At 67.1% G+C, this 13444-nt stretch carries 11 protein-coding genes; 5 read left to right on the forward strand and 6 right to left on the reverse strand.

Annotation, left to right across the window (positions count from 1 at the left end; translation table 11 throughout):
* Positions 1-379: 379 nt before the first annotated feature.
* Positions 380-1402, reverse strand: a complete 1023-nt coding sequence (locus ACFOOL_RS07000) for a LacI family DNA-binding transcriptional regulator (protein WP_380096157.1) — start codon at positions 1400-1402, stop codon at positions 380-382.
* A 190-nt stretch (positions 1403-1592) separates the two neighbouring features.
* On the opposite strand from ACFOOL_RS07000, the gene ACFOOL_RS07005 reads away from it, so the two are divergent.
* The 5 genes from ACFOOL_RS07005 to ACFOOL_RS07025 all read left to right on the forward strand — a co-directional run bounded on the left by ACFOOL_RS07005 (position 1593) and on the right by ACFOOL_RS07025 (position 8727).
* Positions 1593-4376, forward strand: a complete 2784-nt coding sequence (locus tag ACFOOL_RS07005) for a glycoside hydrolase family 2 protein (protein ID WP_380096159.1) — start codon at positions 1593-1595, stop codon at positions 4374-4376.
* 56 nt (positions 4377-4432) lie between these two features.
* On the forward strand, positions 4433-5515 hold the full coding sequence (locus ACFOOL_RS07010) for an ABC transporter ATP-binding protein (RefSeq protein ID WP_380096161.1): 1083 nt from the start codon (positions 4433-4435) through the stop codon (positions 5513-5515).
* An 83-nt stretch (positions 5516-5598) separates the two neighbouring features.
* On the forward strand, positions 5599-6873 hold the full coding sequence (locus ACFOOL_RS07015) for an extracellular solute-binding protein (RefSeq protein ID WP_380096163.1): 1275 nt from the start codon (positions 5599-5601) through the stop codon (positions 6871-6873).
* Between the two features lie 91 nt (positions 6874-6964).
* Positions 6965-7846 (forward strand): carbohydrate ABC transporter permease, encoded by an 882-nt coding sequence (locus ACFOOL_RS07020; RefSeq protein WP_380096165.1) that lies wholly within the window; start codon positions 6965-6967, stop codon positions 7844-7846.
* Complete coding sequence (locus tag ACFOOL_RS07025; protein WP_380096167.1) at positions 7843-8727, forward strand: carbohydrate ABC transporter permease; 885 nt, start codon at positions 7843-7845, stop codon at positions 8725-8727. Before ACFOOL_RS07020 ends, ACFOOL_RS07025 begins: the two co-directional genes overlap by 4 nt.
* 541 nt (positions 8728-9268) lie before the next feature.
* Here the strand turns inward: ACFOOL_RS07025 and ACFOOL_RS07030 are convergent.
* From ACFOOL_RS07030 to ACFOOL_RS07050, 5 genes are all read right to left on the reverse strand, one after another.
* Positions 9269-9772, reverse strand: coding sequence for a GAF domain-containing protein (locus ACFOOL_RS07030; protein WP_380096169.1), 504 nt, complete (start codon positions 9770-9772; stop codon positions 9269-9271).
* Between the two features lie 148 nt (positions 9773-9920).
* Positions 9921-10655 carry an ABC transporter ATP-binding protein gene (locus ACFOOL_RS07035; protein ID WP_380096171.1) on the reverse strand — a complete coding sequence of 245 codons (735 nt, stop codon included), beginning with the start codon at positions 10653-10655 and terminating at the stop codon, positions 9921-9923.
* Complete coding sequence (locus ACFOOL_RS07040) at positions 10652-11488, reverse strand: ABC transporter ATP-binding protein (RefSeq protein WP_380096173.1); 837 nt, start codon at positions 11486-11488, stop codon at positions 10652-10654. Before ACFOOL_RS07040 ends, ACFOOL_RS07035 begins: the two co-directional genes overlap by 4 nt.
* Complete coding sequence (locus ACFOOL_RS07045; protein WP_380096175.1) at positions 11485-12387, reverse strand: ABC transporter permease; 903 nt, start codon at positions 12385-12387, stop codon at positions 11485-11487. Before ACFOOL_RS07045 ends, ACFOOL_RS07040 begins: the two co-directional genes overlap by 4 nt.
* Complete coding sequence (locus tag ACFOOL_RS07050) at positions 12387-13439, reverse strand: ABC transporter permease (protein ID WP_380096588.1); 1053 nt, start codon at positions 13437-13439, stop codon at positions 12387-12389. The genes ACFOOL_RS07045 and ACFOOL_RS07050 overlap by 1 nt, the downstream gene beginning before the upstream one ends.
* Positions 13440-13444: the final 5 nt, after the last annotated feature.

Genomic DNA, 13444 nt, shown 5'->3' on the forward strand with positions numbered 1-13444 from the left:
CCGCGATACCCGCCAAATGACCCTCCAGTTCTCACCAGATTAAACCGGACAGCAGTGGGCGTGACCCGAGGGCCGGGCTTCGCGGGTGCGGCGGTTCGGGGTGGGGCGCAGGGAGTGTCGCGAGAGGCCCTCGGGTCGGAGCCCGAGGGCAGCGGTGGGTGCTTTTCACAATTTCCTCTCTCTCGTCCAACCCTCCCCCGTCCTTCGTCATTGCCGGGTTTATCCCGGCAATCCAGCGCTGAACGAGTCCGGTGGTGACGACGGGGCAGGGGACGGAGGGGGTGGGTTTGTGAGCCATTGAAGAGGACCCCCACCCTCGATCCCTCCCCACAAGGGGGAGGGAGGCGAAGGCACCGATTCCGCCGGACGATGAAAGGCTTTAGCGGCGGGGGGCGGTGATGGAGCCTCGGTCCATGAGCTGGCATTCGATTTTGAGGCGTTGCAGGCGCATGTCGGCGTCGATGGTGCCGTATTCGTCCAGCAACTGGCCGACCGCCCAGCGCGCCATTTCGTCGTGGGGCAGGACCATGGTGGTCAGCGGCGGGGCCATGTTGGCGGCGATGTCCTCGTCGTCGAAGCCGACGATGGAGAGGTCCTGCGGGATGGCGAGGCCAAGGCTGCGGGCGACTTCGTAGCAGCCGATGGCCATGCGGTCGTTGAAGCAGAAGATCGCCGTGGGCGGATCGGGGCGCGAGAGCAGGGCAAGGGCGTGCTCGCGGCCGGCGCGGATGGTCCAGCCGCCCAGCACGACCAGGGTTTCATCCACCGGAACGTTCCATTTGGCCATGGCCTGCCGGAACCCCTTTTCCCGGTCCGGGCCCGCCTCGATCGTCTGCTCGCCGGCCAGATGGGCGATGCGGCGGTGGCCGGCGCGCAGCAGCGCCTCGGTGGCCATAAAGGCGCCGGCGACGTCGCCGGGAACGGCGGAGGGGTAGCGCGCCCGCTTTTCGTAGCAGTTGAGCAGCACCAGCGGCAGGGCGGAAAAGCCCTCGGCCACCGCCACCTCGCGGGTGATCAGCGTGCAATAGATGGCGCCGATGGCATTGCTGGCGGTGAGCAGGTCGAGGCCGGCCTGCTCCAGCGCCGGATTGTTGCCGGTGCAGAACGTGGCGACGGTGACGCCCTGCAAGGCCGCCTCGTCGCGCGCGCCTTCGATGAAGGGGGCCGCAAAGGGGGTGGTGGACACCTCGTCGATGAACAGGCCGATGACGCGGGTGCGGCCGACGGGGACCGCATGGGCGCGGCCGCGCCGGTATTCGAGCCGCTCGGCGGCGTCGAGCACGCGCTGGCGGGTGGTGCGGGAGATGCGCACATTGGGCACGCCGTTGAGAACCAGCGAAACCGTCGCCTGGGAAACCCCCGCCAGCTCGGCCACATCGTGCATGGTCGCGCGCTTTACCACTTGTCCTCCCATGGAGCCGCATCGCTCCTCCGCTTTTAGGGAAGCGGCCGGGGCAAGGCCAGCCCCGGCGGCGCTGAAAAACCGCGAGCTGCGCCATCCATCCTCGGTCCGCACACCCCCTCTTGCCACGGCCCTCGTTTCGAGCCTATGGTGATAATAATATAACTAATACAAATATGGGGTGGAGATGATGAATCCGGGTCGTGCCCTTGCCGCCGAGGCGGAAGACGCGCCGCGCAAGAGCCTGTCGCTGGACGGGGCCTGGCAGTTCCGGCACGAGGACGGACCCTGGCGCCAGGCGCAGGTGCCCCAACCCTGGCAGGCCGAATTCTCCGACCTGGTCGATACGTTCGGACGGGCGGTGTACAAGCGCAGCTTCACCCTGCCGCCGGGCTGGGAGGGGCGCGAGCTGGCGCTGCGCTTCGGCGCCGTCAGCTATCACTGCGAGGTGTTCTTCAACGGCGAAAGGCTGGGTGAGCACGAAGGCGCCTTCCTGCCGTTCGAATTCGCCGTGGATGCGGCGCTGCTGCGCCCGAGCAACGAGATCGAGGTGCGCGTCACCGTGCCCTCGGCCGACCAGCGCGCCTTCCCCGAATTCCCGTTTTCCGAAGTGCCGCACGGCAAGATCTCCTGGTATGGCCGCATCGGCGGGCTCTGGCAGTCGGTCTCGCTCCTGGCGCGCGATGCGCGGCGGCTCGACCGAGTGACCATCACGGCGGGCATGGATGGCCAGGTGAAGGCGGACCTCGCCTTCACCGCCGCCGCCGCCGGGCTGCCGGCACGGGTCGAGGTGCGCGACGGGGAGGGCGAAGTCGTCGCCCAGACCGAGATCGCCGCCGCCGGGGCGGTGGCGGTGGAACTGGCGGTCGCCGGCGCGAAGCTCTGGGATATCCTCCAGCCCAATCTCTATACGCTGGCGGTGACGCTGGACGACGGCATCGACGTGGTGGAGGAGAGCTTCGGCTTCCGCACCGTCGCCGCCGCGGACGGAAAGATCCTGCTCAACGGCAGGCCGGTCTATATGCGCGGTGCGCTCGACCAGGATTATTATCCGGACGGCATCTATACCCCGCCCTCGCTGGAATTCCTCGAGGACCAGGCGAGAAAGGCCATCGAGCTGGGGCTCAACACGCTGCGCTGCCACATCAAGGTGCCCGATCCGCGCTATTACGAGGTGGCGGACCGCTTCGGCCTGCTGGTGTGGACGGAAGTGCCCAATGTGGCCAGTTTCACCGCCGCCGCCGCCCGCCGCATGCGCCAGACCATGGAAGGCATTCTCGAGCGCGACCGCAACCATCCCTCGATCATCGCCTGGACGCTGATCAACGAGGACTGGGGCACGCGGCTGGTGGAGAATGCCGAGCACCGGCAATGGCTCAAGGACAGCTATGACTGGCTCAAGGCCGAGGACCCCACGCGCCTCGTCGTGGACAATTCGGCCTGCTTTCCCAATTTCCACGTCAAGACCGACATCAACGACTTCCATTATTACCGCTCGGTGCCGGAGCGGCGGCAGGAATGGGACGACCTCACCGCCCAGTTCGCCGCCGGGGCCGACTGGACCTTCTCGCCGCTGGGCGACGCCGAAAGGCGGGGCGACGAGCCGCTGATCGTCTCCGAATTCGGGGTCTGGGGCCTGCCTGACCCGAAAAAACTGCGGCGCGAGGACGGCAGCGAGCCAGACTGGTTCGAGACCGGCGCGCTCTGGGGCGACGGGGTGGCGCTGCCGCACGGCATCGAGGAGCGCTTCGCCGCGCTCGACCTCGACCGCAGCTTCGGCAGCTTCGAGGGGTTCATCGAGCAGGTGCAATGGTACCAGTTCATGAACCTGCGCTACCAGATCGAGGAAATGCGCCGCTACGACTCGATCGTGGGCTATGTCATCACCGAATTGACCGATGTGCACTGGGAGGCCAATGGCCTGCTCGACATCGAGCGCAATCCGCGCGTCTTCCACGACGTCTTCCACACCATCAACGCCGATATCGTCATCGTGCTGCGCCCGGAGCGGTACGCCGCGCAGGTCGGGAAGGCGCTGGAGGTCGAATTGCGCATCGCCACCGGCGGGCTCTCGATCCCCGATGGGGCGGTGCTGCGCTGGAGCGGCGCGGCCGAGGGCGCGCTGGCGGTTCCGGCCACCGGGCCGGTCTCGGTCGCCGATCTGGGCCGCCACGCCATCGCCATGCCGGAGGCGGCGGACAATGCCATGGTGCGGCTCGACTTCACGCTCGAGGCGGGCGGGACGGTGCTGGCGCGCAATAGCTGCGAGATCGCGCTGTTCGCCCCGCGCGGAACAAAGGGGCGGCCCTCCATCGCCGCCGCCGATGCGGACCTGGCCGACTATGCCAGGGGGCTGGGCTATGCGGTGGTGCCGGCGGACAAGGCCGATATCGTCCTCTGCCACGCCGTCGACGGCGACGACGTCGAGGCGATCAAGGCCGGCGCGCGCTATCTGATCCTTGCCGATGGCAGCGTCGAGACCAACCGCAATCTGCGCACCGACATGCCGCCGGGCGAGCTGCCGCACCGTTCCATCGTCGCGGACGGGAAGCAGTTCCGCCCCAGCCTCGACCAGCACCTGCCGGGCATTGGCCTCGTGGAGCGCGACGGCACCATCTGGCGCGGCGACTGGATCGCCGGCTTTTCCTGGCTGCGGCGCGAGGGGGCGTTCGCGGACATTCCGGGCGGGCCGATCTTCGACCTCGGTTTTTCCGGCGTGGTGCCGCATCACCTGCTCACCGGCTTCCGGCCCTGGGAATTCGGCAGCAACGTCATCGCCGGCATGGTCTGCGGCTGGGTGCACAAGCCGGCAGCGATCATCGGCCAGAAACGGGTCGGGCGCGGCGGGGTGGTGGCCACCACCTTGCGGTTGACGCGCGAGGCGCCGGGTGCCGATCCGCTGGCGGCGGCGCTGTTCGACGCCCTCGCCCGGACGACGGCGGACCTGCCGGTGGACGAGGGGGAATTTGGCTGAGGAGGCTTCCTTCTCCCCACAAGGGGAGAGGGGTGGGAAGAGGAAGGAGGAGCAGGATGGCCGATATCGTGCTGCGGGACGTCAGCAAGTCCTATGGCGCCGTGCAGGTGCTGGACGGCGTCAACATGCATATAAGATCGGGCGAGTTCATCGTCTTCCTCGGGCCCTCTGGCTGCGGGAAATCGACGCTGCTGCGCATGATCGCGGGGCTGGAGGCGGTCAATTCCGGCGAGATCCATATCGGCGAGCGCCGGGTCGACCAATTGCCGCCCAACCAGCGCGGCGTGGCCATGGTGTTCCAGAACTACGCGCTCTACCCGCATATGAGCGTAAGGCAGAACATGAGCTTCGGGCTCGAGAACGTGGGCACCGACAAGGCCGAGATCGCCCGGCGGGTGGAGGATGCGGCGCGCATGCTCGAGATCGGGCCCCTGCTCGACCGCCGCCCGGCCCAGCTTTCGGGCGGCCAGCGCCAGCGCGTCGCCATCGGCCGGGCCATCGTGCGCGAGCCCGAGGCGTTCCTGCTCGACGAGCCGCTGAGCAATCTCGATGCCGGGCTGCGCGTGCGCACCCGGGTGGAACTGGCGCAACTGCACCAGCGCATCGGCACCACCATGATCTTCGTGACCCATGACCAGACCGAGGCGATGACGCTGGCCAGCCGCATCGTGGTGCTCAACAATCGCCGGGTCGAGCAGATCGGCACGCCCATGGAGGTCTATTCACGGCCCGCCAGCCGGTTCGTCGCCGCCTTTGTCGGCTCGCCGGCGATGAATTTCCTGCCGGTGACCGGACTGAGCGAGGAAGGCGGGCTGGTGCGGGTCGAGGCGGGCGGGGGCAGCATCGCCACCACCATTCCCGCCGCCACTGCGCCGCTCATGGCGGAAGGGCTGACGCTGGGCGTCCGCCCCCAGGCGCTGCGGGTGGACGGAAACGGCACGCTCAAGGGCCGCATCGCGCTGGTGGAGCGGCTGGGAGACCGCACCCTGGTGCATGCGACGCTGGCCGACGGCACGCTGGCCATCGGCGAGGACGCGGACAAGAGCACGCTGGAGGCCGGGCAGGATATCGCCTTCGCGGTCGACGGCGCGGCCGCCCATCTCTTCGACGCCGAAGGCGCGGCCTATCACGGAGAGTGACGAATTCGGCCCGGCGGAAAAGCTCAATGCGCCGCCCCTGCCGATCGGATCAAGCATTGGGCATGTTTTGGGAGGAATACCAAATGAAGACGACCCTAAGGCGCCTGGCACTGGTGTCCACGGCCATTCTGAGCCTGACCGGAGCCGCTGCCGCCCAGCAGACCGTGGTCTGGTGGGATTTCCTGGCGGGCGGCGACGGCGTGCGCATGAAGGCCCTGATCGACGCCTTCAACCAGGAGCATCAAGGCGAGATCGCCATCGAGGGCACGACGCTGGAATGGGGCACCCCGTTCTACACCAAGCTGCAGACCTCCGCCGCCATCGGCGAAGGGCCCGATATCGCCACCTATCACCTCTCGCGCATGCCGCTGGCGGTCCAGAGCGGCACGCTGGCCGAAATCACCGATGAGGACCTCGCCGGGGTGGGCCTGTCGGACGACAGCTTCACCGCCGCCGCCGCCGAAGCCGCCAAGGTGGACGGCGTCCGCTACGGCGTGCCCTTCGACCAGCACGGGCTGATCCTCTACTACAACAAGGAACTGCTCGGCGATGCCGGCATGCTCGACGACAACGGCCTGCCCACCGGCCTCGACGGCATGGAGAATTTCGAGGCGGCGCTGGCCCAGTTCACCGGGGACGGCAGCTATGGCCTGTCCATGCCCACGGGCGACCGCTACCGCGCCGTCTATTCCTTCTTCGGCCAGCAGGGCGGCACCATGTTCGACGCGGCGGCCGGGGGCTTCTTCCCCACCGATGCGGACGTGGAAAAGCTCACCACCGCCACCGAGACGATGAAGCGCTGGGTCGACAATGGCTGGACCCCGGCCCAGATCGAGAGCCCGGCGGCGCTGGCGCTGTTCACCTCGGGACAGGCGGCGTTCTTCATCATGGGCAATTGGGAAGTGCCCACCTTCACCGACCTCGCCGCCAAGGGCGAGATGTTCGAGTGGGGCGCGGTGGAACTGCCGGTACTGTTCGATCATCAGGCCGCATGGTCGGATTCCCACGCCTTCGTGATCCCGGCCAATGCCGGCAAGGAAGCCGATCCGGCCAAGCGCGAAGCGGTGATGACGGTCATCGCCTGGATGGACGAGCACAGCCTCGACTGGGCCGGCGCCGGCCATATCCCGGCCTTCAACGCCGTGCGCGAGAGCGCCGAGTTCCAGGCCCTCAAGCCGCAGTCGGACTATGCCGGCTTCGCCGCCACGGCGGTCTTCGATCCTCGCACCGTGCTGGCCGGACCGGCGGCGCCGCTGGGCGATGCCTGGACCAACTATATCGTGCCCGCGACCACCGGCGAAATCGACCCGGCTGACGCCGCCGTCGAAATGCGCGACGATCTCAACGACCAGCTCTGAGCCGACGCGACCAAACGCCTGACCGTCCCCCTCCGCCGGAGGGGGGCGGCCCAGGGGCCTCAGGCAGGCAAACGCAAGGAGGGACACGGACATGATCCGCGACAAGCGCTCGGAATATCTGGCGGCCCTGATCCTGGTGGGCCCGTTCCTCGTGATCTATGGGCTGCTCTTCGTCTGGCCGACCATTCAGATGGTGATGCTCAGCTTCACCGACGCGCCGCTGATCGGGCCGGGCGAATGGGTCGGCTTCGACAATTACTTCAAGATCCTCAACCACCGCCTGTTCCGCGCCGCCTCCTGGAACACGGTCTATTTCGTGCTCCTCACCGTCATCCCCAACACGCTGGTCTCGCTGGCCATCGCCATGGCCGTCAACCGCCTGCGGGGCTGGCAGCAGGGCTTCGTCATGGCCTGCTTCTTCCTGCCCTATATCCTGCCGGTCTCGGTGGTCTATCTGATCTGGAACTGGATCATCGACGTGCAATACGGGCTGATCCAGTACTTCGTGCGCCCCTTCAACGGCGGCGAGCCGATGTCTCTGACCCGCACCATCCCCTTCTTCATGCCCACCGTGGCCGTGGTCACCATCTGGTGGACGCTGGGCTTCAACGTATTGCTGTTCATCGCCGGCCTGCGGAACATCTCGCCGGAAATCTACGAGGCCGCCTCGCTCGACAGCGCCGGGCGCTGGCGCCAGTTTACCCGCATCACCTGGCCGCTGATCTGGCCGGTGACGGCGCTGGTGCTGACCATCCAGCTCATCGCCCAGCTCAAGATCTTCGACCAGGTCTATCTGTTCTCGATCGGCGGGCGGCAGGACCCCACCATCGTGCTGGTGCAATATGTCTACAAGCTGGCCTTCCAGCAGAACAAGGGCGGGGAGGGCGCGGCGGCGGCTACCATCCTGTTCGCCATCATCATCATCCTCTCCGTCCTGCAATATCAGGCGCTGCGCGCCAGGGGGCAGAAATGAGCTCGGACGCGATATCCCGCCCGGCGGAACACCTCGCCGAGCGCGCCCGGGGCGACCGGCTGATCGACCTGGGCGGGCTGGCGCTCACCGCCATCACCTTCGCCTTCGCGCTGGCGGCGATCTTTCCCATCTACTGGGCGGTGGTCACCTCGTTCAAATCGGAAACCGAGGTCATCGCCTCGGGCGTCTCGCTCTGGCCGCAACGGCTCAATACCGACGCCTACGAGCATATCTGGCGCAACACCAATATCGGCTATTGGTATATCAACTCGCTGGTCACCTCGAGCCTGATCACCATCGGGGTGATCGTCAGCTCGGCCGGCTGCGCCTATGCGCTGAGCCAGCTCGATTTCCCCGGACGGCGGGTGATCTACGTGCTGATCCTGGCCTGTTTCATGATCCCCATGCAGGCGCTGATCATCAACCATTTCGTGCTGATGGCGCAGTTCCGGCTGCTCAACACCTGGGCCGGCATCATCCTGCCGCAGCTCATCGTGCCGGTGACCATTATCGTCTACAAGCAGTTCTTCGACCAGGTGCCGCGCGAGTTCCGCGAGGCGGCGCAGATGGACGGGGCCGGACACTTCAAGACCCTGTTCCGCATCTATTTGCCGATGAACTGGGGCGTGACCAGCGCGCTGGCCATCATCACCTTCATCGGTGCCTGGAACAGCTTCCTCTGGCCCTTCCTCGCCGCGACGGGCGAGGCCACCATGACCGTGCCGGTGGGCATCACCCAGGTCAAGGACGCCTATGGCATCGTCTATGCGCGGCTGATGGCCTCGGCGGTGATGGCGGGCCTGCCCGTGGCCATCATCTACCTGATCTTCCAGCGCCGCGTGACCCAGGCGATCATGCTCTCGGCGGGGGTGAAGGGGTAGGGGGCTTGCGGGCTTTCCACCTTCAATCGCTCCACCGGAGCGATTGACCCTAGCGGCTTTCATGTTTTGACGGAATCGGCGACCGGCGCTCCCTCCCCCTTGAGGGGGAGTGTTTACTTTGGACGCTTCTGGTTCGATCGTTATTGCCCACACCAACGCTGTGCTGCCCTCGGGCTCGACCCGAGGGCCGGCCTGGGAGCCCCGAAACCCGAGTTTCTTGCACGTGGACAAAGGCCCTCGGGTCACGCCCGAGGGCAGCCCGGTGTGGGGGATAAATTGTGCCAGCAGCCCATTGTAAACACTCCCCCCTTGAGGGGAGGGTTGGGGAGGGGGTGGGTTTGGCGGATCACCGAAGGACCCCCACCCCCGACCCCTCCCCTCAAGGGGGAGGGGAGCAAGAAGGCGCTGATCCGCTTGACAGTGAAAGGCTCCAGGGGTGGGGGGGCGCTCCATCGATATTCTCGATGAAGCAAGCGGACTCCCGGACAATCCCCAACCCCCACCCTCGATCCCTACCCGCAAGGGGGAGAGGGGTAGGGCTTCAGAGCCGGGCGGCCAGCACGGCCAGCTTGGCGGGGATGGTGAGGGTGGTGCGGATGGTTTCGAGACGCTCGGGGGTGTAGTGGCCCGCCACGTCGAGCAGGTTCATGGTGGCGACCAGCTCGTCCCCCAGGATCAGCGGCACGTTGACCACCGACTGGCACCCCAGCGCGTCGATCAGCTCGTGGTCGAACAGCACCTTGGCGATGTCCTCGATGGTGTTGGCGACGAAGAACTGGCGCTGCTTGTGCACGATGTCGAACCAGGGGCCGTAATTGATCGGCTTGGTGCCCGAGGCCGGGTAGTTTTCCGGGTCGCTGGTATAGGCGCGGCGGGCGACGTCGTTGGGCATGTCCACCAGCATGACGGTGAACAGCTTCGCCCCCACCGTGGCGCGGGCGAGGTCCTGCAGAGCCTTGAAGGCCGCATCCGCGCCCCTGGCCACGGAAATGGCGGCGTCGAAATCGGCGAGGGCGGCGGAATGGTCGGTGGAATGATCGGTCATGGGGGGAGGGTCCTTGTCTTCCAAGATCGTGTCCGCCTCTCGATCGCGTGGACCATCCGGACAAGCCGGATGACGACGGCGGGGAGGGGGCGGACGTCCCCCGCAGCCGTCATTGCCGGGCTGGTCCCGGCAATCCATGCCCCGGGGCTTATCCGCCGCCGGTCGCGGCGAGCAGTTCGCGCGAATAGGGCGCTTCGAGCGCGCCGGCGCGGAGCCGGGCGACATCGGCGATCTCGACGATCCGCCCCTGGCGCATGACGGCGAGCCGGTCGCAGAGGAAGCTGACCACCGGCAGATTGTGGGTGACCAGCAGATAGGTGAGCCCCTGCTCGCGCCGCAGGCCTTTCAGCAGGTTGAGGATTTCGGCCTGCACCGAGACGTCGAGCGCCGAGGTGGGCTCGTCCAGCAGCAGCACCTTGGGCTCCAGCATCAGCGCCCGGGCGATGGCGACGCGCTGGCGCTGGCCGCCCGAAAGCTGGTGGGGGAAACGGAAGCGGAAGCGCCGGTCGAGCCCCACCGCCTCGAGCATGGCCTCCACCCGCTCGCCGCGATTGCCGATGCCGTGGATGACCAGCGGCTCGGACAGCACCGCGTCGATGGTCTTGCGCGGATGCAGCGAGCCGTAGGGGTCCTGGAACACCATCTGCACCTGCCGCGACACGGCACGGTCGACGCCATGGCTGCGCGGCGCGCCCATGATGGAGATGGAGCCGGTCCAGTCCGGGGCGAGCCCGGCAATGGCGCGCAATATGGTGGATTTGCCCGAGCCCGATTCCCCCACCAGCGCAAAGCTCTCGCCTTCGGGAATGGCCAGGTCGATGCCGAACACCACCTTGGTGTCGCCATAGGAGATGTCGAGGTCGGAAAGGTCGATGGCGTTCATGTGCCGGCCCATTGCGTGCGGTCGAGCACGGGAAGTTCGTCGCGCGTCTCGTCGATGGTCGGCATGGCGGCGAGCAGGCCCCGCGTATAGGGATGTTGCGCCCGGTCGAGCTGGCCGGCGGCGCATTCCTCCACCACCCGTCCCGCATTCATCACCAGGATGCGGTCGCAATAGCGGCTGACCAGGTTGAGGTCGTGGCTGATGAGGATGAGGCCCATGCCCTTGCCGGTGACCAGATCGTCGATGATGTCGAGCACCTGCGCCTGCACCGAGACGTCGAGCGCCGAGGTCGGCTCGTCGGCGATCAGCAGCTCGGGCTCGGGGATCAGCATCATGGCGATCATGATGCGCTGGCCCATGCCGCCGGACACCTCGTGCGGATAGAGGCCGGCGACGCGCTCGGGATCGTTGATGCGCACGGCCTCCAGCATGTCGAGAATGCGCCGCCGCACGTCCCTTCGCGCCAGCTTCTCGTGCGTCACCAGCGCCTCGGCGATCTGCTCGCCGACCGTCATCACCGGATTGAGCGAGAATTTGGGGTCCTGCATGACCATGGAGATGCGGGCGCCGCGAATGGCGCGCATCTGTCTTTCGGACTGCTCGAGAATGTCGATGCCGTCGAACCGCAGCCTGTCGGCGGTGACCAGGCCCGGCTTGCGGATGAGCTTGAGGATGGAGCGGCCGGTCATCGACTTGCCCGAGCCGCTTTCGCCCACAATGCCGAGGCGCTCGCGCCCCAGCGTGAAGGAAATGCCCTTCACCACCTCGACGCGGCCCGAATGGGTGGGGAAGCTGACCCGGAGATTTTCGACCTCGAGCAGGGGAGCCGTCATGACTTGCCCTCGCTCTTGGGGTCGAGCACGTCGCGCAGCCCGTCGCCGAGGAAGCAGAAGCCCAGCGAGACGATGATGATGGCGAAGCCCGGCATGGTGGCGACCCACCACTGGTCGAGGATGAAGGTGCGGCCGCGCGAGATCATCGCGCCCCACTCGGGCAAGGGCGGCTGGGCGCCCAGCCCCAGAAAGCCAAGGCCCGCCGCGGTGAGGATGACCCCGGCCATGTCGAGCGTGACGCGCACGATCATCGAGGAGGTGCACAGCGGCAATATGTGCCGGACGATGATGCGCACCGGGCCGCCGCCGGCCAGTTGCACCGCCGAGATATATTCGGCATTGCGGATGGTCAGCGTCTCGGCGCGGGCGATGCGCGCATAGGCCGGCCAGGAGGTGATGGCGATGGCGATGATGGCGTTGTTGATGCCCGGCCCCAGCGCCGCGACGAAGGCCAGCGCCAGCACCAGCTTGGGCAGGGACAGGAAAATGTCGGTGAACCCCATCAGCACCCGGTCCACCCAGCCGCCGAAATAGCCCGAGACGGCGCCGATGACGAGGCCCAGAGGCGCCGAGATCAGCGCCACCAGAAGCACGATGGTGAGGGTGATCTGCGAGCCCCAGATGACGCGCGAATAGATGTCGCGGCCCAATTCGTCCGTGCCCATCCAGTGCTCGCCCGAGGGCGGCAGCAGCCGCTGGCCCAGATTCTGCCCGGTGGGCGAATAGGGCGCGATCCACGGCGCGAAGGCGGCGGTGACCAAGAGCGCCAGGATGATCAGCGCGCCCAGCACCGAGAGCGGATTGCGCAACAGCGCCGCCAGCACGCGATAGGCGCGCCCGGCGCCGGCCTGGAAACGCGAGGCGGGGGAATCGGCCAGAAGCCAGTCGCGGGTGCGCATCAGCGGGCCCTCGGGTCAAGGACGCGGTAGAGCACGTCCGACACCTTGTTGATGACGATGAAGACCGCCCCGATGACGAGGGTGGAGCCCAGAACCGCGTTCATGTCGGCATTGAGCAGGGCGGTGGTGAGGTAATTGCCGATGCCGGGCCAGGAGAACACCGTCTCGATCATCACCGAACCCTCGAGCAGGCCGGCATAGGACAGGCCGATGACGGTGATGAGCGGCACGCGGATGGGCTTGAAGGCATGGCGCCAGACGACGACCCGCTCGGGCACGCCCTTGACCCTTGCGGTGGTGACGAATTCCTGGCTGAGCTGGTCGAGCATGAAGCTTCGGGTCATGCGGGCGATATAGGCGAGGCTGAAAAAGCCCAGCACCGAGGCCGGCAGCACCAGATGGGACACCGCGTTCCAGAAAATGTCGATCTCGCCCTGCAACAGGCTGTCGATGAGGATGACCCCGGTGACGGGCGAGACCAGCCCGTCATAGAAGATGTCGAGCCGGCCCGGCCCGCCCACCCAGCGCAGCCGGGCGTAGAACACCGCCAGCCCCACGAGCCCGAGCCAGAAGGCGGGAACCGAATAGCCCAGAAGGCCCACGACCCGGATGATCTGATCGAGCCAGCTACCCTGCCGGGCGGCGGCGGTGACCCCCAGCGGCACGCCCAGCGCTATTCCGATCAATATGCCCAGCGTGGCCATTTCGAAGGTGGCGGGGAAGAAGCGGCTGAGATCGTCCACCACGGCGCGACCGGTCGAGACCGACATGCCCAGATCCCCGGTCAGCACCTTGCCCACATAGGTGACGAACTGCATCCAGAGCGGCTGGTCGAGCCCCATGGCGATCCGGGCGGTCTCGTATTGCGCCTGGGTCGCCCGGTCGCCCACCACCGCCAGCACCGGATCGATGGGAATCACCCGGCCGATGAAGAAGGTGATGGCCAAAAGCCCCAGAAAGGTGAGGAAGAGGGTGGCGACGAAGCCCGCCGCGCCGGCGAGGTCGCGGCCCAGGCGCCGGTTGCGAGCCCTCGGCGCCGGAGGCACCGCCATGGATT

This window comes from Devosia honganensis (genome assembly GCF_042648785.1).
GTDB classification, from domain to species: domain Bacteria; phylum Pseudomonadota; class Alphaproteobacteria; order Rhizobiales; family Devosiaceae; genus Devosia; species Devosia honganensis.

Coding starts and splice junctions, on each gene's coding strand:
- ACFOOL_RS07050 (WP_380096588.1), bottom strand. CDS start 13,439: ATGGCGGTGCCTCCGGCGCCGAGGGCTCGCAACCGGCGCCTGGGCCGC.
- ACFOOL_RS07030 (WP_380096169.1), bottom strand. CDS start 9,772: ATGACCGATCATTCCACCGACCATTCCGCCGCCCTCGCCGATTTCGAC.
- ACFOOL_RS07035 (WP_380096171.1), bottom strand. CDS start 10,655: ATGAACGCCATCGACCTTTCCGACCTCGACATCTCCTATGGCGACACC.
- ACFOOL_RS07010 (WP_380096161.1), top strand. CDS start 4,433: ATGGCCGATATCGTGCTGCGGGACGTCAGCAAGTCCTATGGCGCCGTG.
- ACFOOL_RS07005 (WP_380096159.1), top strand. CDS start 1,593: ATGAATCCGGGTCGTGCCCTTGCCGCCGAGGCGGAAGACGCGCCGCGC.
- ACFOOL_RS07040 (WP_380096173.1), bottom strand. CDS start 11,488: ATGACGGCTCCCCTGCTCGAGGTCGAAAATCTCCGGGTCAGCTTCCCC.
- ACFOOL_RS07020 (WP_380096165.1), top strand. CDS start 6,965: ATGATCCGCGACAAGCGCTCGGAATATCTGGCGGCCCTGATCCTGGTG.
- ACFOOL_RS07015 (WP_380096163.1), top strand. CDS start 5,599: ATGAAGACGACCCTAAGGCGCCTGGCACTGGTGTCCACGGCCATTCTG.
- ACFOOL_RS07025 (WP_380096167.1), top strand. CDS start 7,843: ATGAGCTCGGACGCGATATCCCGCCCGGCGGAACACCTCGCCGAGCGC.
- ACFOOL_RS07045 (WP_380096175.1), bottom strand. CDS start 12,387: ATGCGCACCCGCGACTGGCTTCTGGCCGATTCCCCCGCCTCGCGTTTC.